Annotated in this window: 29 protein-coding genes; 2 read left to right on the top strand and 27 right to left on the bottom strand. The window is 49.0% G+C overall.

The features are described from left to right. Window positions 1-18 precede the first annotated feature (18 nt). The 3 genes from SPTER_RS13450 to SPTER_RS13460 all read right to left on the bottom strand — a co-directional run bounded on the left by SPTER_RS13450 (window position 19) and on the right by SPTER_RS13460 (window position 2,584). Entirely contained in the window at window positions 19-1,857 is a 1,839-nt protein-coding gene (locus SPTER_RS13450; RefSeq protein ID WP_211367281.1) for a phage terminase large subunit family protein, read from the bottom strand. Beyond that, window positions 1,784-2,329, bottom strand: a complete 546-nt coding sequence (locus SPTER_RS13455; protein WP_144350854.1) for a MerR family transcriptional regulator — start codon at window positions 2,327-2,329, stop codon at window positions 1,784-1,786. Before SPTER_RS13455 ends, SPTER_RS13450 begins: the two co-directional genes overlap by 74 nt. Window positions 2,330-2,401: 72 nt before the next feature. Continuing rightward, window positions 2,402-2,584 carry a hypothetical protein gene (locus SPTER_RS13460; protein ID WP_144350855.1) on the bottom strand — a complete coding sequence of 61 codons (183 nt, stop codon included), beginning with the start codon at window positions 2,582-2,584 and terminating at the stop codon, window positions 2,402-2,404. Window positions 2,585-2,722: 138 nt separating this feature from the next. Between SPTER_RS13460 and SPTER_RS13465 the strand changes: the two genes are divergently transcribed. Further along, a complete protein-coding gene (locus SPTER_RS13465; protein ID WP_144350856.1) occupies window positions 2,723-2,968 on the top strand; it encodes a hypothetical protein in 246 nt (81 codons plus the stop codon). A gap of 53 nt (window positions 2,969-3,021) precedes the next feature. On the opposite strand, the gene SPTER_RS13470 is transcribed toward SPTER_RS13465, so the two are convergent. From SPTER_RS13470 to SPTER_RS13555, 20 genes are all read right to left on the bottom strand, one after another. Continuing rightward, complete coding sequence (locus tag SPTER_RS13470; protein WP_144350857.1) at window positions 3,022-3,207, bottom strand: hypothetical protein; 186 nt, start codon at window positions 3,205-3,207, stop codon at window positions 3,022-3,024. A gap of 256 nt (window positions 3,208-3,463) precedes the next feature. Beyond that, a complete protein-coding gene (locus tag SPTER_RS13475; RefSeq protein ID WP_144350858.1) occupies window positions 3,464-3,712 on the bottom strand; it encodes a hypothetical protein in 249 nt (82 codons plus the stop codon). A gap of 5 nt (window positions 3,713-3,717) precedes the next feature. After that, window positions 3,718-4,194: a gamma-glutamylcyclotransferase family protein gene (locus tag SPTER_RS13480; RefSeq protein ID WP_246105302.1), complete on the bottom strand. Its 477-nt coding sequence runs from the start codon at window positions 4,192-4,194 to the stop codon at window positions 3,718-3,720. Window positions 4,195-4,252: 58 nt separating this feature from the next. Continuing rightward, window positions 4,253-5,143 (bottom strand): amidoligase family protein, encoded by an 891-nt coding sequence (locus tag SPTER_RS13485; RefSeq protein ID WP_144350859.1) that lies wholly within the window; start codon window positions 5,141-5,143, stop codon window positions 4,253-4,255. Window positions 5,144-5,329: 186 nt separating this feature from the next. Beyond that, a complete protein-coding gene (locus SPTER_RS13490) occupies window positions 5,330-6,163 on the bottom strand; it encodes a hypothetical protein (RefSeq protein ID WP_144350860.1) in 834 nt (277 codons plus the stop codon). Window positions 6,164-6,225: 62 nt separating this feature from the next. Then, window positions 6,226-7,212: a DNA cytosine methyltransferase gene (locus SPTER_RS13495; RefSeq protein WP_144350861.1), complete on the bottom strand. Its 987-nt coding sequence runs from the start codon at window positions 7,210-7,212 to the stop codon at window positions 6,226-6,228. Then, window positions 7,209-8,486, bottom strand: a complete 1,278-nt coding sequence (locus SPTER_RS13500; RefSeq protein WP_144350862.1) for a site-specific DNA-methyltransferase — start codon at window positions 8,484-8,486, stop codon at window positions 7,209-7,211. Before SPTER_RS13500 ends, SPTER_RS13495 begins: the two co-directional genes overlap by 4 nt. A gap of 567 nt (window positions 8,487-9,053) precedes the next feature. Next, window positions 9,054-9,467: a hypothetical protein gene (locus SPTER_RS13505; RefSeq protein WP_144350863.1), complete on the bottom strand. Its 414-nt coding sequence runs from the start codon at window positions 9,465-9,467 to the stop codon at window positions 9,054-9,056. Continuing rightward, on the bottom strand, window positions 9,468-9,719 hold the full coding sequence (locus SPTER_RS13510) for a DUF3310 domain-containing protein (protein ID WP_170233267.1): 252 nt from the start codon (window positions 9,717-9,719) through the stop codon (window positions 9,468-9,470). It lies immediately after the preceding gene. Between the two features lie 155 nt (window positions 9,720-9,874). Beyond that, on the bottom strand, window positions 9,875-10,000 hold the full coding sequence (locus SPTER_RS25675; protein ID WP_281289443.1) for a hypothetical protein: 126 nt from the start codon (window positions 9,998-10,000) through the stop codon (window positions 9,875-9,877). A gap of 285 nt (window positions 10,001-10,285) precedes the next feature. Further along, entirely contained in the window at window positions 10,286-12,151 is a 1,866-nt protein-coding gene (locus tag SPTER_RS13515; protein ID WP_246105626.1) for a phage/plasmid primase, P4 family, read from the bottom strand. 2 nt (window positions 12,152-12,153) lie between these two features. Beyond that, window positions 12,154-13,842: a hypothetical protein gene (locus SPTER_RS13520; protein WP_144350866.1), complete on the bottom strand. Its 1,689-nt coding sequence runs from the start codon at window positions 13,840-13,842 to the stop codon at window positions 12,154-12,156. After that, window positions 13,839-14,297, bottom strand: coding sequence for a DUF669 domain-containing protein (locus SPTER_RS13525; protein ID WP_144350867.1), 459 nt, complete (start codon window positions 14,295-14,297; stop codon window positions 13,839-13,841). The genes SPTER_RS13520 and SPTER_RS13525 overlap by 4 nt, the downstream gene beginning before the upstream one ends. 25 nt (window positions 14,298-14,322) lie before the next feature. Then, window positions 14,323-15,930, bottom strand: a complete 1,608-nt coding sequence (locus SPTER_RS13530) for an AAA family ATPase (RefSeq protein WP_170233268.1) — start codon at window positions 15,928-15,930, stop codon at window positions 14,323-14,325. Then, entirely contained in the window at window positions 15,920-16,207 is a 288-nt protein-coding gene (locus SPTER_RS13535) for a VRR-NUC domain-containing protein (RefSeq protein ID WP_144350869.1), read from the bottom strand. Before SPTER_RS13535 ends, SPTER_RS13530 begins: the two co-directional genes overlap by 11 nt. Further along, on the bottom strand, window positions 16,204-17,349 hold the full coding sequence (locus tag SPTER_RS13540; RefSeq protein ID WP_211367282.1) for an SNF2-related protein: 1,146 nt from the start codon (window positions 17,347-17,349) through the stop codon (window positions 16,204-16,206). Before SPTER_RS13540 ends, SPTER_RS13535 begins: the two co-directional genes overlap by 4 nt. A gap of 35 nt (window positions 17,350-17,384) precedes the next feature. Further along, on the bottom strand, window positions 17,385-17,714 hold the full coding sequence (locus tag SPTER_RS13545; protein ID WP_211367283.1) for a DUF7768 domain-containing protein: 330 nt from the start codon (window positions 17,712-17,714) through the stop codon (window positions 17,385-17,387). 5 nt (window positions 17,715-17,719) lie between these two features. Further along, window positions 17,720-17,938, bottom strand: a complete 219-nt coding sequence (locus SPTER_RS13550; protein WP_144350872.1) for an XRE family transcriptional regulator — start codon at window positions 17,936-17,938, stop codon at window positions 17,720-17,722. Beyond that, window positions 17,929-18,096 (bottom strand): hypothetical protein, encoded by a 168-nt coding sequence (locus SPTER_RS24775; RefSeq protein ID WP_170233269.1) that lies wholly within the window; start codon window positions 18,094-18,096, stop codon window positions 17,929-17,931. Before SPTER_RS24775 ends, SPTER_RS13550 begins: the two co-directional genes overlap by 10 nt. Before the next feature lie 113 nt (window positions 18,097-18,209). Continuing rightward, window positions 18,210-18,617 (bottom strand): RNA polymerase sigma factor, encoded by a 408-nt coding sequence (locus tag SPTER_RS13555; protein ID WP_144350873.1) that lies wholly within the window; start codon window positions 18,615-18,617, stop codon window positions 18,210-18,212. 681 nt (window positions 18,618-19,298) lie between these two features. Between SPTER_RS13555 and SPTER_RS13560 the strand changes: the two genes are divergently transcribed. After that, window positions 19,299-19,670: a helix-turn-helix domain-containing protein gene (locus SPTER_RS13560; protein ID WP_144350874.1), complete on the top strand. Its 372-nt coding sequence runs from the start codon at window positions 19,299-19,301 to the stop codon at window positions 19,668-19,670. On the opposite strand, the gene SPTER_RS13565 is transcribed toward SPTER_RS13560, so the two are convergent. From SPTER_RS13565 to SPTER_RS13575, 4 genes are all read right to left on the bottom strand, one after another. Continuing rightward, the gene (locus tag SPTER_RS13565) at window positions 19,667-20,194 is read right to left on the bottom strand and encodes a hypothetical protein (protein WP_144350875.1); all 528 of its coding nucleotides are present in this window, start codon (window positions 20,192-20,194) and stop codon (window positions 19,667-19,669) included. The two genes, SPTER_RS13560 and SPTER_RS13565, sit on opposite strands and share 4 nt — an antisense overlap. A 319-nt stretch (window positions 20,195-20,513) precedes the next feature. Beyond that, the gene (locus tag SPTER_RS24780) at window positions 20,514-20,681 is read right to left on the bottom strand and encodes a hypothetical protein (RefSeq protein WP_170233270.1); all 168 of its coding nucleotides are present in this window, start codon (window positions 20,679-20,681) and stop codon (window positions 20,514-20,516) included. 161 nt (window positions 20,682-20,842) lie between these two features. Beyond that, window positions 20,843-22,486, bottom strand: coding sequence for a hypothetical protein (locus SPTER_RS13570; protein WP_144350876.1), 1,644 nt, complete (start codon window positions 22,484-22,486; stop codon window positions 20,843-20,845). A gap of 145 nt (window positions 22,487-22,631) precedes the next feature. Further along, the gene (locus tag SPTER_RS13575) at window positions 22,632-23,531 is read right to left on the bottom strand and encodes a C1 family peptidase (RefSeq protein ID WP_144350877.1); all 900 of its coding nucleotides are present in this window, start codon (window positions 23,529-23,531) and stop codon (window positions 22,632-22,634) included. Window positions 23,532-23,535: the final 4 nt, after the last annotated feature.

Raw genomic sequence — 23,535 nt, forward strand, 5'->3', positions numbered from 1 at the left:
AACCGCATGGCCGCCCGCTTACCGTTTAATCCAATTGCTCGTATTTCCCAGCCACTTGTTGCCGTTTGCGGGTTGTGCCGGCAAGGGCTGGATCATCACCGGCTTTTTTTGCAAATACCTTGCTCCGCAAATCTCTGCCGCCAGAGCGCAGTTTACTTCCACGTCGAGAAGATGGTTCTGGGCATGGGTGCTGACCTTGGACCATTCGAAGGTGATGACGCCCGCTTTGCTTTTTTTCTCAATCCGTTGTTCGGACACGATGTGATCGGCATACAGCCGGTCAATGTCCTCCGGCACCATCCAGGCACCGGGCATATTGACCTCATGGGCCAGCCGGCCGGCGATAAAATCCTTAAACTGGTTGGGGTCAAAGATGTACAGGATAAGGCCCAAGGCTATGTCCTTTTCAATCTTCGTCTGCACATACCGCGACCGGAGCGGCCGGGAGGACCCCTTGGTCGGCACGCAAATATCCTGATTGTAAGCACAGAAGCGATACACCTCATCGGTGTTGTACCCCGAGTCAATACCAGCTTTGGCAATGTAGGCAACCTCTCCGGTTTCGTTTGTCGGATAGGGACGTCTAAGTATGGTTTCGATGTCTGCCCAGGTTTCGGTTCTCCCGTAGTCCACCAGCCACGAGGTCAGATCAGGCCCCCACGCCCTTACCCCCCACCAAAAATGGTTGAGTTGCACATCGACGCCGGCCACAAGAAGTTGGGCGTCTTGGTGGACTCTGCCTTTCGGATAGGCGGCGCGTTTTGCCAGGATCAGATCGGAGTTGTATCGTTTGGCTTCGGTTTTCCATGGTTCGGCCAACCAGGAATTGACGAAGTTTTGGAGAAGAAAAGGGAATGCTTTGGATTTTAGAAACTCGGCGGCGATGTCACCAAAGGTGAGCCAGGGCGAATAGATGCTGGAAAGGTGGAAGGCCACCCGGCGGGAAACGCGCCCCGTGGTGTTGTCGGATATCCAGCGGCCGCCGCGCAGCATGTCCTGCTTGTGATGATCCCTGATGATTTCCTGGCAATGCTCGCACACGTACCACGCTTTTTCTCTGGCTTCCGCCGGGTCTTTTACCTCTTTCGGCCAGCGGACGTTGCTCATCTTCAAAATCTGATGTTTACCGCAATGCGGACAAGGCACATAAAAATAGCGCCGTTCGTCGGCGCTCTCGAAGGCTTGCCAGATGGCCCCCGTCTGAAAGGTCGGGGTGGAAATCAGGACAATGGTTTTGTTGTGGAAGGTCTTGGTTCGCTCCCGCGCCAGGCTAATCGGGTCGGCTTCCTTGCCGGCATTCGCCGGATATTTGTCCACCTCATCAAGGAGCAGGTATCGGATGGGCCTTGATGACAGCGACGCCGGCGAGTTGGCCCCGGACAGGGCCAGATACATGCCGTCAAACTGCAGTTCCAGTGTTTTGCTGTCTTTGCCACTATAGCACGCAGCTGTCTCCGGGATTAAAGTGACCATGGGCTGGATGCGGTTGCTGCTGGCGAACTCGGCCAAATCCAGCGTCGGATAGACCAGCAGCGTCGGGATGTTTAATAACGCTTCTGTACCACCGATCTGGGAAGCCTTGCAAAAAATGATTTCTTCCACATCCGGGTTGGTGAAGGCATCCATGATTTCCCGCAGGTACGGCGTGCGGCTGGTCTGCCACTTGCCCGGCACGGCGGATGTTTTCTCGTCTAATATTCTGTATTTATCCGACCACTCGGTTACGGTTAGGAGGTCAGGCGGTTTCAGTATGGCAATGGCATCGTTCAGCCACGCCGGCCACTCAAGGGGAGTTCTTTTTCTTTGACCGGCGCGGCGGAGTGTAGACTCCGTCAATGCTGATTTGTTCGAGCCCATCGGTTATTACCTCATTGACCAGCTTCTCTATCCGCCTCGCGGTTACCGCATCCACATGCGAGGCCACCTCCACCGATACCCGCCGGCCCAGCGTCAGGAGCGAGCGCTTCAGGACAACGAAAAACCGCTGCAGGGTATCGGTGATTTCTTCCGCACTGACATATTTGCCCTTTAGCTCCCCGAGCTTGATGGCGGCCGAGGCGGCGGCCAGTTTCTTTAAATCGGTGTCCGCTTTTAGTTTTTGCTCTTTAAGCGCAACGGCGTCCGCCTGCCCCTCGGTTCGGATGCCGCCGCCCACCAGCCCCCGCCAGCGAAGAATATCTCGGAGGCACCACCAGCCGTGCTCTTCTTTCGGACAGCCGTCCCGGACCCAATAGGTCAGGGTGGATTTGTCAACGCCCAGTAATTCGCATACGTCTGAGGTGGAAATGCATTTTTTGCCGCCAATTACGCGGCCCCACTCGTCTGCCATTTTGGTCGCTCCCCCCCTTTCCGCCCATAAAAAAAGAAGCCTTTTATGGCTTCTTCGCGTACCTTCCTTCTATTATATAATTGCTATCCGGCCCGCTGCGATTTCTTCCTCGATCTCGCTTTCAGTATACATTACAATCTCGGTATCCCGAGGGTCTTCGGAGGCCAGTACGCAAGCGTCATGCCATTTGCCAACCACCTTATAGTTCTCTTTCCAGCCTTTCAGTGTAAGAAGGGTTCCTTTAGCGTATTTCATCGTTTTAACCTCCTGTTCTTTTCTTGTGTTCATGTTACCTCAAAAAGCACAGTTAATCAACTCATTTCTTCTATTTTCATCGATTATCTCCTTTTTTCTCGCTATTACTTTTTTTATTTATTAGGAGGTCATCGTCCCATGAAAGCAACAGTCTATAAAGGCACTTTCCTAAGCCACGCCCTTCCTATCATTGCTTTTGATCGCATCTCTATCGCCGCCTTTGAGGGGATACTTTCCGTAGCCAGTTTTGGCACTGCCGAGAATTTCCGCATTACGGCGTATATTGTAGAACCCAGCCAAGCCTACCTTACTGCTGAGGAATGGCGTAATCTCGTTTTGAAAGTGCAAGCCTCCCCCGATAAGCTGGTGGACATTGTATTCTAGTATCCGAACACGAAAAAAGGAAGCCGTGTTTGGCTTCCTGTAGTCTTTATTCGCTATTTTTTTATTGTAAGCCAGCCTTCTTCAAGCCCTTCCTCGATCTCATCCTCTGTAAACAGAACCTCATCGTTTTCATCATCTTGATATGCCAGTACATAACTGCCGTTTACGATATTGAGCCTGTCGACTACCCTATACAATTCACCGTTCGATTCGAAAATGGTTCCTTTGGGGTATTTCATCTTACACTCTCCAACTTTTATAAAAATTTTCCTGGAGGCGTTCCATGCGGATTCTTTGTATCAGGAGAACGTCTTTTTCTGTTACTTGCCTGGACGGCACAAATATATTTAATTTTTGAAGCTCTTTAGAAACCAGCTTGCGGGGGTATCCAAGAAGCATGTTCCGTCTCTCCTCCCTGTTCTTTCGTTGTGTTCATGTTAGCTCTGAAAGCGCAGGAAATCAAGCGTTATCTTTCCTTTTTTAGACTTTATCTCACTATTGCTCCATATTTCTCGCTATACCTGCCTCCATCAGACCTTCCAGCAATCGTCGACTTTTCTCTTCTATTGTCCGGGCGTTAATATCAATGCCGAAACCGGCAAATTTGAACACGTTACCAGCCACATAGGCGATATATTCCTCGATGTAAGGCAATGTATCCCGGTGAAAGCACTCATTCCACATTTCAGCGACAACCGTTTCCGGCGATCCACTATATACTTTGTTATCTATCATTACTTGCATTGTTATCACCACCTAAAATTATAATTCGGCTTGTATCGCTCTTGTTCCGGGAAAGCCGATTCCTTGATTGCCCGATGGAGAATGCCGATATCAAAACCCGCTTCCTGGTAGCCTTTCCGAATAATGTAGTAATATCGGTTGCCTGGCGTACCAAGCGGAAACCCCTCGTTCATCACGTACACCATCGCCTTGACCCGCTCGCCCTTAAATGGTACTGTCACGATTTCCTTGCGATAGAGGCGTGGAAAGCCTTCATAGCGGTCCAGCGCCACCTCGTCGGCTGGCTCAATCCCCCAGAGCAGCACCGGCACTATACCGGCGGCGTCTGGTTCAATGTTCATCACTGCATTGCCTTCCATACCCCGAAAGCTTGCTCTGTATCCCCTGAGCTTCGCCGGTCCCAATACCTGCGCGGTTGGGCACCGCATCGCCATCTGTTCAATATTCAAATTGCTTCCGTAAGCCAAATAGATTTTTTTCAAACTATATTCCTCCACTCTTTTATTGAGGCGGGCGGCAAAGCCGCCCTGCCTTATTTTCTTATGACGCCGCGTATCTCCAGGCGCTATTGCCTTCCAGCTTTTCTAAAAGGTGCTGTCTGGCCGTTTTGAACTCGTCGCCGATCAGGCCAAGGCGCAGGAGCCAGGTCCTGAAGGTGAACTTTTCGTTCGTAGTGGCCGTTTTTCTGGCTGACGCTCCCCTTTGTGCGATTGCCTGGTGGCTGATCGCCAGGCAAAGCTGGATGTATGCCTTTATTTTCCCGGCGTGAGTGGTGGAATTAAAAAGCCTGAATTCCACCGTCCCTTTCGTAAAGACTGAGTGGAAATTCAGGCCATGATATCTGCTTTTATGATAATGAATGTTGGTTCCGCCACTATAGGGTTTATACCAAAGTTTTTTTAATGCTTCCATGGTCGCAGGCTTAGTGCGATTGATGTCTTCTACCAAGCTGCCATTCACCTTTTGGCAATATTTTCTCATCCGTTCAAGGTCAACATGGAGGGCTTTGTACAGCATGTCCTCCTTGCTTGCCATCAGGTTGAGCAGGTTGCGCAGCGTTTTGGCGTTATGGTTGGCGGCGTCGACATGGATGTGAATGCCGCAGGAGGAGTTCACAAAGGCCCCACCCTTCCGAAGTCTCCTGACCAATTCCTGGATGGTTTCGATATCCTCATATCGGCATTTCGGCGAAACCACCTCGACTTGACGTTCATCGTCGTTGGCGAACATCCGTACCCCGTTTACTTTTTTCTGGGCCGTAATACTACCGTCTCTAACCACCAGCCAGGTGCGGCCTTGGTTATCGGGAACCTTATATGTTCCATACGAGTTATTACTGCTTGTACCAAAATAGGCGGCGATGGTTGTTGCTGCTTGGTATCTGGTAATTCCGGTAAGCTCAATTTCGATGCCAAAGTACTGGTTTTTCATACTGCTAACCTCCTGTGCTTTTGGTCACTGTCATGTTACCTCCAAAAGCACATGAAATCAAGCAAATTATTTGATTTTTTGCATATTATATCTTATTTCCTCATTGTTCCTCACGTTTACGTCTATTAACACGCTTTTTCTTTCAAATCCCATTTGAAACCCCGAACAATACGTATCTTACGTGTATCAGACGGTGTCGGCAGGCGCATCGCTACCTGTGGACAAACGCGCCTTTCGTCTTTTTATCGCCTCATGCACCTGTTTTTCCGTACGGAAAGAGCCGTTGCCATCCAACCGGCCAAGGAATAGCTTCCGGCTGGCACTGTACTCCTGACCAATAAAACCGAGCCGGAGCAGCCAAACCCGGAATGTGTATTTCTCATTGTCTGTTTCCTTTTCATTTGGCGTAGCATGTCGCTGCATCATAGCCATGGCATTTACTGCAAAGGCAAATTGAATATAGGCGGCGATGGCCTCTGGATTCAGCGTTGCAGCAAACCAGCGTAAGGTGATCGTATCCTGAGTAATCGCAAGACCCGGCGAGACTTCGCTACCTGCCACTTCCAAAAAATCCTCAATCGTTTTGAGACGAACGGCGTTAATTTTCTTCACTATCTCAGGGATCATAAAGGGTTGGCCAGTGCCCATCGCTTTAGCAATCAGCCGTTCCTTGGCTGATAGGATATTGACAAGGTTCTGCAGCGACCTCCCCCAGTGGCCATCAATCGAGAGCGTTACTGCCGCTCTCCCTGCCGCTTCTATCCCATTCTCTTCAAGGACTTTCAAGACTGCGAACACTTCGGCCACATTGTCTAGTTTCACTCCTTCGGTAACAACTGCGCCAGCCTTGTCAACAAGCCACTCGCGTCCGCTGCCGTTAGGCTCGGTGATTAGATACCCAAATCCCCGCGTGCCTTGGTAAACCGCCTGTGTGCCAAAATGGGCGGCAATCAGAGCGGCTACCTCCTTTCGCCCGCGACCAGTCACCTGCATATGAAACTTAAAATCGTGCTTTTCCATATAAGCCCTCCCTTGTTCGTTTCGTCAGTGCACATGTTACCATGAACACGCGGGAAAGCAAGTTAATTCTGCATCGAGGGAAGGGTTTTCGCCAGAGCATAGACCACATTAACCGTTACCGCGTTTCCGGCTTGCTTGCGAAGTTGGGCTTCCTGATTTACAGCCCTTGCTTTTTCGAACAGCTCATCCGAAAACCCCTGCAGTCGCCAGCACTCCTTGGGCGTAAGCCGCCTGATCCGAAAGGCAGGGTCCTTTATGGCTATGCCGTGCGTGTCCTGCCCGGTAAGGGTAAACATCGGCTCGCCCGGATTTTTAAACAGTCGCCCGTTTTGGCGCTTCCCCATCCGGTTAAGCCCGATAACCGGCCGAACCAAATACAGGCCGGTTCCTTTATCGAGGCCGCCGCTAGCATTGGTTACAGTCGCGCTGGCCCCGTTTGGGTCGTAAACCCGGTATCCTTGCATTCCGCCAACAATTTGTTTAAGAGCACGGCCGTTCGTTCCGGCGACAGGTAGTATTTCTCTTCGACCTCGACTTCTAAGATTTGCGATAATGAACACCCTTTCTCTTGATTGGGGGACTCCGAAGTCTTTAGAATTGAGAACCTGCCAGATTGCATCATACCCCGCCTCGTCCAGTTCAGCGAGAACCTCGGTAAAGTCCCATCCCTCATGGATATGAAGCAGGTTCTTAACGTTTTCAATGAGAAGGTATGTGGGTTTATCTTCTTCGTTTTTGCCTTTGACAAGGTTAATAATCGTGTAATAGATTCCACTTCGCTCGCCAGCGAGACCTTTTCGTCGCCCATTGGCGCAGCTAACGTCCTGGCAGGGGAAGCCAAAGCACCAGATGTCTGCTTGCGGGATATCTTCCGGTTTGAGTTTTGTAATGTCACCGCTATACCACTCTCCTTCGGTATTATACATCGCCTGGTAAGACCGCACAGCATACTTGTCGCACTCCGAGTAGCCGATGCATTTATGGCCGGCAAGTTCAAGCCCCAGACGGAAGCCGCCAATGCCAGAACAAAGATCAATAAAGGTCATCATGACGCCATCTCTCCGGCGACATCCATATATGCCTTTTTCTCCCCGTTCCTTAACAGGAACACTCTTTTATAACTGTCAGTGAAGGCAATGTAGCGACTGACAATCACGTCAGCGTATACCGGGTCAATTTCCGAGGTATAGCAAACGCGCCCAGTCTGTTCGGCGGCAATAAGCGTAGAGCCGGAACCGCCAAAGAGGTCAAGGACGATATCCCCGGCCTTGCTGCTGTTTTGAATGGCATTGACCGGAATGGCCACCGGCTTCATCGTCGGATGGTCGGAGCTCCGGCTGGGCCGATCAAACGGCCAAACTGTAGTTTGCTTGCGGTCGCTGTTCCAAACATGGGCCGCGCCCGGCCGCCATCCATACAAAATGGGTTCGTGCTGCCAGTGATAGTCCTGGCGGCCAAGCACCATGCTGTTTTTTATCCAGACGAGGCACTGCTTCAAAAGCCAACCGGCGTCCACCATCGCCTTGCGAAAGTTCAAACCTTCGGTATCGGCGTGACAAACATAAATGGCACCTCCCGGTTCCACTGCTTCCAGCATGTTTTGATACGCTTTCAAGAGAAACTTGTAAAAATCGCCATCGGCCATGCTATCGTTTTGAATTTTAAGGCTGTCCGCCGTTTTGCCGACGTACGATACGTTATACGGCGGGTCGGTAAAGACCATGTTGCAGAGCTTGCCGTCTACGAGCCGCTGGACATCTTCCGCCTTGGTGGCATCACCACACAGCAGACGGTGCCGGCCAAGCAGCCAGATATCTCCCGGCTTGCTTACCGGATTTTTAATTTTCGCGGCTTCTTCCTCCGCGTCGAAGTCATCCTCGACAGCCTGTTTTTTCGGGGAGTTGGCCTCTTCGTCAGCCAAAGCCACGCGCATTAATTCTTCAATTTCCAAATCATCGTAGCCGGTAATCTCAATGTCCATACCAGTCTCCTGCAGTTCAGCGAGCAAGTCCTGCAGTTTCGGTATGTCCCAGCCGCCGCCGGTCTTGTTGAGCGCGATGTTAAGGGCTTTCTCTTGGTCACGTGGGAGGTCTACCAAGGACACCTCGACAGTTTTGTTTCCTGTCGCCTGGAGTATCTTCAGGCGCTGGTGGCCGCCGACCACCACATAGCCGCGCTTGTTGACGATGATCGGATCAATATAGCCAAAGGTGAGAATGGATTTTTTGAGTTTCTCATATTCCTTGTCGCCCGGTTTTAAGTCAATGCGCGGGTTATAGGGCGCGGCGTTTAATTTTTCGATTGGCAGTTTTACAATCTCCAAGTCTTTACCTCCCAACAAAAAAACGCCCGCATAAACGGACGTTTAAGAATTTCTGTATGTAATGTTAAATAAAAATACCATATTTTTAACTGCCAAACTCTTACAAACCCTCAGTACCACTGAATTTGCGCGTTTGAAAAGTTGAAAAGTTGAACAATTTTTTTTAATTTTTCGCGGGAATTTATCGCGGCATAGCCGACCCCTGCGGCCCCCGCCCCCCTGGAAGGAACCGCCCAATTTATTTCCAGGAAATAGGTGAAAAAAACCATCACCGGATCGGCCGGCCCTGCTTCGGGACAAATGCACCGTGTTTCCTCTCAATGGGCGGGGCGTTGGCTTTCATCGCCTGCCAGCTCGTGATATAGCCGCTGCACTGACCTTGACGCCATTCCACTCGATTTGCCATGCAGACTTCCAAACCGTGGTTCAAGCAGTCTGTCCGGCTACACACTACCGTTGGCATGAGGCTACCTCCATAAAAAGTAAGACCGCCCCAAATGGACGGCCTCACGTATTTCCATGATACAATTATAACCTGTCAAGCCCCCTCAAAAGTCTAATCTTTGTCTAATCTATCAATCCCATTTCTTTCGCCAGCGCCAGTAATATCCCATCTGTCCAGTTATAGAGTGTGGCCCGGCTGCAATTTAACTGCATCGCCATTCCTATATCGGTTAACGGCTGCGGGCGTGTCCAATATTTTAATTCGATCAACCGGAACTTCTCTTCCGGCAGGGCGCTAATGACTGTTTCTATAGCCCGGATGGTCTGCTCAGCCCGCTTGATCCGTTTATTCGTGATCAACTGCATGACCTTCGCTTCGGTCGGCCTGGATGTATCCGTTCCCCGGATACCGCTTTCATCAGCCACCGGCGACTGCAGGATTAAATTGTCTTTGGTTTCCAGGAGATCGGCTTTGGTCTGATGATAGTCCTTGAGTTCGGCTTCAATGTAGGCTTTTAGTTCACGTTTGAGCCGCATTTAGTCTTCTTCCTGTCTCGGATTAATGATTTTACCATTTACCGCCTGCCGGAGCCATTTGCTGTACTGATAGGCTTTGTCGACTTCTTTCTTGGGCTCATCTTTATGCCCAACCCGGAGCAAGTATTTCAGCGCATTGCCGCGCAGATATCCTTGGAATTCCTCCGGGCTGAGATACATTTGCAAAACCTCGATGGGTTCAACCCGAGCGATTTGGTAATGCTTTTGATTAGACGCTAACCATTTACTCAAGGGCTGCATCCTTTTTTGCTGTGACAAATGCTTCCCCCAGCACTTCCGGTTGCAGAAATTGTTTTCTCTGATGTTGCATTGGTATCTTAGGAAGCCGGAGCCGCAATAATCGCATTTAACAAATTTCTTGCTCATCTAGTCCTCCTGTACCGAATTTATTTTTCAATCGTTTGCTTCTTGGCTTTCCCCTTGGCTTTACCGGCAGCTTTCTGCTCTCTTTTCTGCCTCTCGGCCCTTTTAATCCGCCGCTTCCATTCGGAACGAATCGGCAGCATATTCATGGCTTGTCCTCCCATATCTTCATTGGTCACAATTCGGTCACACAAAGGGCACACATCGGGCACGAATGTCACGGGAGGAAAAAGCGGAAAAACCCGCATAATTACTGGATTTTTGAGTACTTCGGTCACAAGTCTCTATATAAGATATATATACTTTATATATTTATATATTTTGATAATTCTTCTTTTATATATATATAAAATAGAGGTGACTACCGTGACCATTAGTGTTCGTAAGGGTTCCATCCGTTACCTATTGGTGACTTTTCGTGCCTTTCGGTGACTTTATGCCTCTTGAATCTTTGCGTAAATCCGAAAGGACTTGCCGTCAACTTTTTTAAAGACTGTTTTAAACAGGTTTTTGCTGCTCAGAATCCGGCCAAAGTTGATATTGCTCACCGGAGACAGCCCATTTTCCCGGCACCAGGAAGAGTATTGCAGATAAACATCCCGCGCAATCTGATTTTCCACCTGATGACTTTCGACAAACAAGAGGACCGGATTGTTGATGCTCTCATACAGCTTCAGTTGCTCAGAAACCTGGGCACTGTTCGTAAACCGCTTATTCTTAAGCAGCCGCTTAAGTCCGTCAACCGCCAGCTTAAGCAAATACTTCATGCCGGTTTCCGTGAGCAGCTTGTCTTTAATAAACGGGTCATAATCCGGATCAGTTACGCTGAATCTGGCGTTGAATGGAATGATAATTAGGCGGCGCATGAAACCGTGGCTCTGGTCGTTGATGCGGGGCATTTCATTCGTGCAAAACACCAGCGTGGCATAGTTATCCAACATGAACGGCGTTTCGCCTTTGTTTTCCACCATGATGCTCTCGCCTGTCACCAATTTCTTAAAAATGCTGGAATTCTCCCGGTAGTTAGAACTGATGTCATCACCGATGTTAGCCAGCTTGCCGAATAGTTGCGCATTGACGAAGCGTTTTTCAAAGTCGGCGGGCTCCAGGGTGGCGATGTTTTCCCGGCCCAGCATGGTCTTGATCATGTCAAGAAAAGTGGATTTTCCGTTTTCGCCCCCAGCGGTCAGAAAGAAGGTTTTCCCGAAGGATTTTTTCCGGTACAGGCAATACCCGATCATTTCCTCAAGCAAGAGTCGCAGGTTCGCATCCTTACAGGTGATCTTGCCGAACACTAAATCGACGGTTCGGTCATACGTGGCGGGGTCGTAATCGTAAGGAATTCTGTTTTTCAGGACAATCTTTGGGGTGTAATCCAGCAGACTGTCGGTTTCGATATCATAAATCTTGCTTTTCAGGCCGACGAAGCGCGCTTCGGCCAGGCTGGCATCGCTGTCGCAGGTCACCTGGATATACCGCAGCACCTCGTTGCGCTGGCTTGATGTTAAGGTCGGAATTTTGTCAAGCATTTTCCGCTCGAAAACTTCCCAGTTGTTCGTATACAGGCCATGCCGGTAAATATGCAGCAAGCCGTTAATCCTCACCACATGCTCGTTGTTCATAAACCAGCGGGCAAAGCCATCGTGCAGAAATTTACCACGCTCGCTGAAGAACGTTTCCGTTGGGAAAGCCTCGTCACGGGTGATGGTGTCTATTTCCCGCTGGGCGAGCGGCGTTTTGAGGATGAATTTGTTAATCAGATTGATCGTCTCGACAATGGACTCTTTGGCCAGACCCGCCGACTGCAATTTCACAATATAATTAAAGAGTTCCTGGTTCCGGCCGTCGCCCTCCCCAAGGCTAAACCAGTTCACCGGGGTGATTTTAACCGGGCGCAGCCAATCGGGCAGCTCGTCAGGCTCCTCGGTCTGGTTCAGCCATTCCCTGGCCGTACCGTTCACAACCAGAGGAACAAGACTGTTCTTTAGGCCCACGCCGACATCGATTTTAATGCCAACCGGGGTGTATGCCTTGACCGACCTGTTTTTCACGCCGCTCGCGGCGGGATTTTTGAAATAGAAATGCAGGCCCCTGGTTGTTTGCAGGACATTGCAGTTCAGTTCCAGGTAATTGACTATTGCATGGACAATCTCGGCCTGCGCCTTGTTGTCCACGTCGATCTGGATCATATCATCGGCCAACACACCGGCGTAATCGCCCCGCTCCGGAGGAAATGGCCGCATCTCCTCCATTTTTTCCAACGGCACCTTGCCCTTGGTTTTTAGATAGCCTTTATACATATTCACTTTGCACCACCTGCTACAAAATCACGGAGACGTTTGCGGGCCACATCGATATACCAGGAAATATCCAGCTTCGGCGGCAAGGGCAGGTGATTGACATTGCCGTTTTCGATAAAGCAGCGCTCAGGAGTATTGGCGATTTTTTCGATGCGCTCCAGGGTTTTCTGTTTAAATACGCCCGCGTCACGCCGGCTGCGGGAGGCGAATACGCGCAAAACGCGCTCGCTGAGGAGTTTATCCCCGTGCATGGCGTACATATATTTGCGCGACACCTTAACGATTTTCTGGAATTCCATCAGGTTCTTACATCTTGTTATGGTCTCTTCCAACGGCGTCCCCTCGGTGAAATATTTGATTAACGCCTTGTTGACGATAGGCAAATCGTTGTCCAGCACGTCAAGCTTCTTGACGTAGGCACCTTTGGACTTATAAGTTTTATCCGCATGGATGACGATGTAGTTGTTCACATCTTTCTGGAAGATGCGTTCAAATGTCTCGAATTCTAAAACCATGCGGGTGCGCGCTTCCCATTCGCCGCAAACAGATTTGATAAAATCCACATCGCCGTTATCGAGTTTTACAATTACGCCGTCCGTGTTGGACTGGATGATTTTACAATGCGGCTCCAATTTTTCAATCAGATCCAACAGTAAAAGCTGGCCGCCGACGCACACGTTATTTGCCTGAAGGGGGTCATACAGGGCGTTGTATTTATCCTTCATTGCCCCATACGTGCTGTTAAGGACAATCTTGTACGGCTGCTGCATGGGGTTTTTTTCTTTTTTCAGCCGGATGCGCTCGTCCCGGATTTGGCGGTACTTATCGGGATCAACGACGTTCCGGCTGAGAAAGTTGTACTCAATCATCAGGGCGGGATAGTAGGAGTTGACATCGATGTTCAGAAACACCCCTTCCCCCTGGTAATTGTCAATGGCCCCATGAATGCCACCCCAGGCGAAAATATGGCGAACACCGGCGACGGGTACTTTCAAGGACTTGTTATAATCCCGGTTCGCCTGATCGCCATACCAGTCGGCGATGTGCCGGTATTTACTGAGGCGCAGGGTGTCCGGCAGGGTGATCTGAAACTCATCATGGTAACTTTGCCGGGTTGCTTCCAGGATGATTGCCGCAAGCTGGGCCTTGGTCTTGCTGATCTGGTTCAGCGGCAGCTTAAAGGCATTGAGGAGCGACAGTTGCGTCTCGAACTCATCGGTCCGGTTCAGAAACACTTCCATGGTTTGCTCCACGTCATGGCGGCAGTACTTTTCGACCTGCCGCAGCTCCGCCTCTGTCAATTTTCGGGCGGTTTTAAAGCTGACGTCGGTTTCCCTAATGTCATTGCCCATATAGCCTTCCAGCTGCTTAAGCCCGTGATAGCTGGTCATAATGTCAAACACATAGAACTGGATTTTGTTAAACACTCCGGAGTATTCCCAGCCTTTGCGGTCTTCGGCGATAATGAACTTCGATACTTCATACGGGTCAAAATCCAGCAATATCCCCTTCAGGATATACTGGTCATAGCTGCGCGAGTTGTAGCCGATCCATATTTCATTTTTGTTCTTTTCGTAAAAGCGGCGAAGTTTATCAGGGTCGTTGATGATGGTATGAAAGGTCTGGGTGTTGGCATCCGCCAACACCACTAACCAGTCATAACGAAAGACTTCGAAGTCAAAAAAAATCATGAGTCGGAGAAAACGTCCTCAATTTTGTAAGTCTTATATCCCTTGTCGTTTTCGCCGTAATCAAGAACATATTCCAATTTTTCCGTTTCAATGGCTTCCGCAACGTCCATCAGCATATCGTTGTACTGCTTAAAATTATCAAAGTCGATTTCCACGCCGGATTCCAGGCTGCGCAGGAAGTCGTTGGCCACATGAATGCCAAAGCCGGTGGTCAACATTTGATAATAGAAAACATACTGGCCCTTGTATTCCCCGGCGATAATTTTCATCCAGCAGGCCAACATCGGTTCATCAGCTTTTTTACTGGCCTTCAGTTCCAGTTTGGTAATTTTGACCTCATATTTGCCTTTTGGCACATCTTTGAATTCCTGCTTGTTTTCCGCTGCCTTCTTTACGTCATCCTTTAAGCCGGCAGTATCAATGTTCTTGTCCCATTTCTCCCAAATATTAGCCATGCTAAGTTTTCTCCCTCACATTCAATTACGCAGATTTTCTGGAACGTCTTTTAGGCTTGTCCCCACCGGCAGGAGCTGCTGCCTCGATTGGCACTTCAACCCCTGTTTTTTCGGGAGCTTCCCCCGCCGGCTCATCGGCAGCCGCCGCTTGAGGCGTTGGTCTAGGCTTAGTGTCTGCCTCCGGCTTGGCTGTCCGGTACAGTTCCATGAATTTGTTATAATCAAGCTCTACCCGGTCGGTGCCGAATTTCAGCCGGCCGCCACCAAACTGGACGCTGTCGGTTTTGAACTTGATAAAGCGGCGGTCGTCTTCCTCGATAATGACCCGGCCGACAATATCGACCATGCCGGCGATTTTGTTTGCGTATTTATCCTGCAGGTTAGGCTTAATCGTGGTGATTTTATCACCGTTGCGTTTCGTGATCTCTGCGACAATTTCATGGCTAAGTAATATGATTCCGTAGCCCGCATTGGTAAGGCGGCGGATATGGGGCAAAAACTCGGTCCGCACCATGTCGTAGCCCTTGCCGTAACCGGCGTCGGCTTCATGGGTAATTCCGAGCTTGTCGTACATGTAAATCCGGCAGTGTTCCAGGAGGTCTTCTACTAGATCAATAACGATGGTCTTAAAGTCGTGCTGGCCGATGCACAGCGTTTCCACGGCGTCCTTAAACATCTGCCAGGCAAACACCGTGTCCTTAATCCGGCCACTCACCTTGATTTCATCCCGGATGATGATCCGAGCACCGTCGACGTATTTGACATTGCCGTCGGTGTTCAAGTGCAGCACGTCCGGGGCCTGATTGGCAAAGGTGGTTTTGCCGCTGAACGGCACGCCGTACAGCCACAGCACTGGGGCAGTCTCCCTGTCCACCGGCACCCGTTCATTTTTGGGAAGTATCAACATATAATCAATTCCTCTCATGCAATATTCCTGGTAATCGCACCAGTCGCACAGCTTTGTGGGGTTCTTCGGATAGTCGGCGGCTTCATGAATGCGCTCAATGTTCTGAAAGAACTGATCTACTTTTTGCGGGTCATACTCAACCTCTGATACCGTTACCCGTAATCCATGCAGCGTCTCGACCAAGCGCCGCCGGAACTGGTATAAATCTTCAGTTATCTTTTGCCTGATCGACGTCTTGGGGATAAAGATATATCCCAGGCGGCTCACTTTTAGGCGATGGACTTTTTCCAGGTAGTACTTATACAGGTGAAGCTGTTCAGATTCCAGATATCGGTCCACGTTGTTCGAATACTTGAAGTCGAAGATATCGACCGTACCACCGCCATTTCTGACAATGAGATCGATATAGCCGACGAAGTCCTCTGTCTTGACTTCAAGCTCGAAGGTGGACGTGTCGTAGTCAATCAGCGCCCGCACTTTCGGCAGCAGGATTTCCAGCTTGATAATTTCGTGGATATGAAGGTCGGTAAGGATGCTAAACTGCTCGGCATACCATTGCACTGCCTCCGGTATGCCCTCCTCAATTCCCATATGCATGGCCTTACCGATCACAAGGGCATTTTCCGCCGACGGGTCTTGGATGGTTTCCAGTCCGTCCAGATAACGGAGCTTGAATTTGTACGGGCACTGGACAAAGCTGCTGACTCTGCTGTGGCTAAATCGCACCGGTAAGCACCTGCCTTTTGAACCCTTCAAATTCCGACGGGCGGAGTATACGGGCATGCCCTCCCGCCTCCTGGATTTTGAAGATGTTGTATTTTTGCAGAACAGTTGCCTTGCCTTTTTCGCTCTTGAGTTCCAGGGCGACAAACCGACCGTTTATGCAGCAGAGTATGTCGGGAATGCCGGCCGTCTGAAAGCCGCCGCCCCATACCTTCACGTGGTAGATTTTTCGGGAGCGTAAAAAAGCTATAACCTTGTCCTGAAACTGTTTTTCCGTCAACCGGCCTCCTCCTTAAACAGCGCGTCGGTAAAGTCCCGGCGCTGCTTTAGCACTTTGAGTATTTTTTCTTCCACCGATTTCTCGGTTAAGGGATAGTAGTAAAAGCAGGTTCTATTCTGGCCGATCCGGTGAATCCGCTTTTTGGATTGCTCGAAAAGTTCGGAGCTTAGGGGCAGCGTGAAATAGATGATGATGTTGCTGCGTTGTAAATTGTGGCCCATTGCTCCGGCCGTGTACTGGACGCAGGTGATACTGTTCGAATAGGTCTCGTAATTTGCCAAATCCGTCCCGGCCCCGTTAATATAGCTGATCGGCCGGTCGGTCAGGGTTTTAATCAGGTCAAACTCGGCGGTAAAGTTGTAGAAGACAATGACCCGGTCATTGTTCGAGTCGAGCAGGTCGCGCATAGCCGACAGCTTGTTTTTATTAAACTGGCCGCAGAGTTGCCGCTGGTAAAGCAACTTCTTCAGCGGTGTATCGCCGACCAGTTCCGTGCTGTCCAGGGCCAGATACCGGTCCCGTTTAAACTGGCGATACTCCTTGGTCGCCTTGATCTTGGTCACGGTTTCCACTCGTTCCGGCAGGTCAAACACTTCTTCGGTCTTCATGAATACGGCTCCGTACTGGCGCAGCTTGGCTTTCAACCGGTCGACGTTTTTATATCCGACCACTTTAGTTAAAGGAAACCCGCAGACTTCAATTTTTTCGGTAATGATGTAATGCTCATAGAACAGCTTTTTCGATATATTCCAGCCAAGCAGACGGCACTGGCTCCACAGTTCTTCATATTTGCCGCCCGTAGGGGTCCCGGATAACAGGATGACATTGGCCGGCTTCAGATGAAGAACATATTTGGTGCGCTTGGCCGTTTCGTTTTTGATCAGGCTGGATTCGTCAAGGATCAGCGTAAAGTCCGCCCAGTTGAGATACTCGCTCCGCCGCCAAGCCAGATCGTAGTTAATCACAGACACCGGAAGTTGTTCATAGTGGGTTTGAAAATGCTCCTTCCAGTCGTTGATCTTGGATTTCTGGCACACGACCAGGACCGGCTTATCCAACTCTTTCGCCTTTTCGCCGGCGACAAAGGTTTTGCCGAGGCCCATGTCTAGATAATAGGCCACCCGGTTTTTGTATCTGGTCACGAAAAGGCTCTTTTCCTGATGGGGATATAGCTTGATCATGGTTCCGCGTGAAAGGTACTCTTTTCGCAGCGTTCATCAAAGTAAACAATGGGAATGTTTCGTTCTTCCGCCACTTCAATCTCAGAACGCATGCCTTCGGTAATCCTCTTGCCGAACACCCAGAGTTCGTCTGAGCGCTTCAGGAGTTCAATGCCAAGGGCCATTCCCAGGCGCCGCTCCTGGGGTATGGTGTCGTCCAGAAATGCGGTGAATATGGCGTGCGGCGCCAGCGGCAATTCCCCTCGCTGGATGATGAACCGGCAGTAGCCGTGCGCCCGCCGGATATTGGTTTCTATGTCTCCACGTAAGGGAGAGCAAACGTACACAAATTTCAACCTTCCACCTGCCTTTCAGAGAGTGTTAAGGTTGCAATGGTTTCATCGGGAAAGGCCCGGATTAGACCGGCCAGCAGTTTCTTCCCTGCGGTTCGCCGGCCGGCCAACGCATTCGACAGTGCGCCCCGGCTGATGCCGATTTGCCGGGCAAGCCGGGATCGGTTCAGTTTGTAATCGTCAAGGAGCTGCTGGACTTTGTCACTGTTCAATCGCACTGCTGCTGCCCCTCGCGAAGGAGCGGCTGGAACAGCTTGTCTACCAGGTCTAGTGCTCTTCTTTTCGCCGCTTTACTGTCTAGCTTTGAAATCGTAATGGACTTGAGCTTACTGTCCTTGGGAATTTTAATCTGAACACCATCAATCCAAATTTCCACCGTTTCACCTCTTTCGTGTGTTTTGAGGCCATAAATCGCCTCTACCTTATAGCCACGAAAATGGCGAAAATCAGGGGCCTAATTCAAAAGTTTTTTCTTGTAAATTTTGGATATTACTCAACAATCGTGATCAGTATTTTTCTAAGCCGCTTGTAAATCCGGTTCAGCCGCTCATGAACGCTCTGCGGGGCAACGCCTTCTTCATGCGCAATTTCCGAGATTGATTTTCCATCAAAATAAATTTTTTGAACCAATTTGCGTTGCTGAGGCAGTAGCTTGCCGAGCGCCTGGCGTAGCGCTTCCCTTGTTTCTCGCATTTCGATGGTGTCAGTAAGTTCCTCACTGGTAGCTGCCAGTTGAACGCCTAACTCTCCCAAAGCATCAATCGAATGATGCCGGCGGGTTTCCCGACGGTCGCTGTTTTTGGCTTCCTTGTCAATTCCAGTCAGCGCTTTGCCGATGGTCTCCGACACTTCAATCTCCACGCTCTCTCCTGTCAGAAATTCATACTTGATTTTCATTGGTCGCTTCACTCCTTTTTAGGCATAAAAAAAATAGCCGGATGAAGCTAATAAAAATTAGCTTCATCCGGCTATTTGGTAACTCGAAACGGTTCTAAACCGTTTGGTTCCGTTGCTCGGTATTTATGTTATTTTAGTTATTTGCTTTCTCCATAAAAGTAAAAAAGGGGCTGTCGCACCAAGGGTTCCCTTCACTATATATTGTGATTATTATTTAAGATAAACACAATATATAGCGTAATTTTCCCTTTGTGCGACAGCCCCTTTTAGGTAGTTTAAAACAACTCCACTGGCTCGATATTCCCTACACTATGCGATTTGGATCTGGGGACGCTTACCTAATTTTGATAGGTGCAACGTTGTAATTTGCTTGCATTGCACACACTTTATTGCGATTAGACCGATAGAATTCCCTTCAATATCAAACAGGCGTCGGCCACAGATTGGGCATTTCACTTGTTTTGGCAAAAAAATCCTCCTAATTTTTAATTTGGTAAAACACTCCATTTCTTCTTAAAAAACTAAAACCGCAGTAACATATGATGTTTACCTCACATCGAATTATAATGTTTACCGTTATAATTAGTCAATTGGTAATATGTTCTTTACCGTAACAGTTATAAATATTGTATACTAATATATGTTAGTCATTTTGATTAAAAAAAAGGAGGCTTTGATTGATTGAAATTTTTAGGTCATAAACTTAGACAAATCCGTAAATTGAAACGTCTTACCATGGAAGAACTTGAAGCACTAACAGGCGTCAGGCAAAGTAAAATTTCACGCTATGAGACTGGCAAAGAGTTTCCGAATACTAAAACTGCCACAAAGTTTGCTGAAGCCTTGAATGTTGATCTATGCTATTTCTACCTGGAAAATGTCGTGCTGCGTTCCGGGCAAACGTCTACATCAGAACCTATCCCCCCTAACGAAAAAACTCCTTATATTGTGCTGGGGGAGCGGGCCGAAAAGATGGGCTTTCCTCTTAGTATGCTGGAGGCAATTATAAATTCATGGGAAAAACTTGAAAAAGAAAAGCAGGAAAAAAATTAGTTTTTCCCCGCTTCTTTTTGAATTGCCTTAACTAAAGCGTCCACATCTACTTTTTCGGGCAATTCTTCACTGCCTGTGTAATATATGTCAAATCGATCCAGGTTGCTTAGCACATCTTTCATAAGTCCATATAAAGTAAGTTCTGTTATATGATTTAGATCACAAACAATCGAATTGTATTTAGGCATCCAAATCCACTTATTTTTACCGACCGGCCGAAAGAATACCTGAAACGGAATCCCTGCCTCACCGATCTCCTGAATTGTATTTGGAGTTGCATTATCTATGGCATACAAAATTTGATCTTCAGTCGGCGTATTGAATTGATAGGAAGTACAGTTTTCAAAGAATATGTCAAAATGGTCCATTGTCCAAACTAAACTTTGTGTTATTGCATTACCAAGAAATTCGAGGAGCAGGTTTTTGTCGCAGATAATATCCCCTTGAAACAACTTTTGCCATTTGAACACGCCGCACACATCCCGAAAATATAAACGAAAAGAGTCTTGTGGAATCTCAATCATAAAGTTACCCTCCTTCATATGATTTAAAAGTGTAATCAAATAAGTTACTGATTGATCTCTTACAGTACTCATGTTTTCGCACTCATATCGTTTATATTCACAAAAATCATTCCCGATGGTTTGAATCTTTCAATTTCAGACTAATATCTCCCGGCAATGGGTCCTCTTCGATGACAGGTGCGTTATCTAAGCAAATTATTATAATGACCAAGCTGATTAACGCAACCGCCAGGTAAATCTTTAGAAATAAAATCATATATTCTGCTCCCTGCCAGATCAGATTAAGTGCCCTAGTTTATTTCACCTTTTACAACCATGGTTACAATGGTGTCGGTAACGGCGGCGTCATCAAATTGATCGTTGGCCAGTACGGGGCAATTTTCTTCCCGGTTGCTTCCGGGTTGATCGCCAGTACCCTGTCATTTAGCCAATATTCATTTTTAATCGTCGCACTTTTTAGCTTGTCCAGCAAGGAAAGCCATATCAATCGCCAAATACAACAAACTATTGTATTCGAAAATAGCGGAAGTCATCCCGGTACCGCGCCGCCTCCACGCTGAACAGCATGTAATCGCCAGATCGCCAGCCCAGCCTGTCCCCACCGTTCTGTTGTCAGGCAGCACTACGTTTTCATATAGATACCTCCTTTCAGGTAACGGCGGCTCCCTTTAGGGCCAATATACATTCCCGGTATAGCGCTTGCAGCAGATGCTTATCGTTACTATTACCTAGATATGCCACTTTTTTATTGTATTTGTCGGCATAACGCATTGTTCTGTAAAATAAGCTATGGCCTAAAAACCGCCAGTTGATCACAATCACATCGGCGGCATCCAGTACCGACAAGTCAAACTTTACCTCTTTTGAGGATATACAAATAAAGTTTGGATACTTTTGCTTTACTCTTTGCTGCCAGTCCGTCCGTCCGCCAAGAACGACGACTTTAAGCAGCGCTATTTGGGCCAATATCCCGGGACTAAGGTCAGAGTCTTGTTCGTTCTGCTGTTGTTCCGCATCTAAAAGCCCCCTGAGCGCCTGGTTAGCCTCCCGTTCTGCACCCAGTTTTTCCTGCAGATGGGCTATCTCTTTTTTGGCCGCGCTTTCGCTTTTCTCCAACTTCAGTTGCAGCTCGTTCAAGGCGTTTTGCTTCTGCGCCAGCAAGTCTTCCAGCATCGGGTTTTGGTTTGTTTTTGCCAGCAAGGCTTCCAGTTCGCAATTTTTTTGCCCGGCCTGGGCCAGTTGTTCTTTTAGCCTGGCCAGTTCCAACGGGCGGAATACGGCCTTGTCGACCAGCCGGCTTTGTTCCAGTGCAAAGGTTCTCAGTTTTTCATATTGGACAGCACAGGCGCGGACCAACAATATTTGCTTGAAGTATTCGAGAGAGCTTTGTTTGAGCTCATCGGTAACTTCCGTTTCGGCCGGCAGGCCGGCGACCAGCAAGTCGATGGCCCTCTTTAGCTCTTGGCGGCTAACGCTCACATGCTTCATCGCGCTGACCGGCAAGTCGCCGAAATTTTCCTGTTTAAACAGCGATGTTTGGGCATTTTGCTTGTATTCCTGGGTATAAAAGTACTCATTTAAGCTGGTTGGGATGCCTTTTAGTTTTTGACTGATGAACTGCCATAGCGCACCGGCCAGTTTTTTTTGCGGCTCCATAAGGATTAGCGGTTTCCGTTTCGGCTTCTTGTTCATCCGTTCCTGTTCGTTCAGATGGGCCTCCAAGTGCTGCTGAAAGTAATAGCCTTTCTCTGTGATGGTTTTTTCAAAAAGATTAGTCAGAAACCAAAATACAGGAAAATCTCCGTCCAGGGCATATTTTGTCGTTGCTTTCTGTTTTCGGGAATGAGGTTGCCCCACCGGCGGCCAAGCAGGTAAATTACGCAGTTCACACTGCGTCGGTGCTGCTGCTTTTGCCATTAATTTCTGCCAAAACGATTCAAACCGGACTTCCGGGCCGCTTGCCTTGACATAGGTATAAATCCGCCACCAGCACTTTTTCAGCATTTGCTCTAAAGCCGTCAGCGCGGGTTTATCGGCTTGACCGGCATCATGTTCGTTCAAAGCAGTGAAAATAAAATCAGTGGCTTTTTGACAGTACAGTTCCGTCAAGATGTCGCTTTCCCGGTAATAGCGGTTGTAAACTTGCACTTTAGGCGAAGAAGCACGTTCAATGTGTATTCCGCGGTCCGCGTAGACGGCGTCCAGTTCACTCCTGGCCGCTGCCTTCTGCGCGATCCCTTTGGCCATAAACGGCACTAAGTCAAGAGATATTTTCCCCTCTTCTTGTTTCATTGTTCTACTCTCTCTATCTGTATTTTTTCAGGCTTTGACCAGCACGAGCTGCGCCGGGTCAAGCCCTCTTTAACGGCGTGTTTTTCCAGTATCCCTTCCAGTATTAATGCTGCCTTGGCCTGTTCAAAAAACACTAGCTTCTCGCCTACATACCAAAATGATCTGTGGCAATCCATTCCATGTTTAATAGTGACCAGAAATCGGTCGCCAGCTTATTGAGTACATATTCATACGGCAGCCAGCCGTAGCCGGCGTCGCCCCAGGTGCTGCCCCAGGAGTTGCGGATTAAAAGCGCCCCGGTGGTTTCCCGGTCATATCGGGTGTTTTTAATTTTTAATGTATCGTCATAACCAAAGGTCGCTACTGCGTGGCTCCAACTGGCCTTTTCATCCGGGCCGGGACCGGGAATATTGCCGGGAACATCGGTATCGGTAAACGAAGCGAAGCCGTAAAAGCCGAACATGGAAGGCACACCGGCCGCCAGATACTTTTTTACGCTGCGCAAGACATCGGCCGGGACCGTATTGTTGCCGGCGGGATCGTGGCAGAAATACTGCAACGCCTCGTAATTGTCCGCCACTGCGTAGACGAACGAAGTCGGCTCATTATTAAAATCAGGGTCCTTGTCGGTATAGGGCCAGTACTTTTCCGGCGGCACGCCGCACAACGCCAAAGCACCCATGGTATCCCGGATGTAGGCCCCTTGATCGCCGGTCACGCTCTGGAGGTTGCGGGCATTTTTATAAATGAATAGCCGCGAGGCAGTAAAATGTTTCCCAAAGGCCCGGTTCTGAAAGTACTCAATAATGGCCGCCGCCGCATGGGCGGTGCAGGCCCCCAGTTTGCCCTGTTCCGGGACGGGTGTGCTGCACCACTGGCGCAAATCCATTTTGTCCGGCAGTGGCGTGTCATCCTCAATTTCCAGGCGTTTGATGGTTTCCTGCAGGTTGGGATGGCATTCAGTATAGTCGCGCAGATCAGGCAGGGGCGGCAACCAACCCGTCCCCACTTCTCTGTTGTCAGGCAAAATAACATGTGTATTCATGACA

Source organism: Sporomusa termitida, assembly GCF_007641255.1.
Classification (GTDB): domain Bacteria; phylum Bacillota; class Negativicutes; order Sporomusales; family Sporomusaceae; genus Sporomusa; species Sporomusa termitida.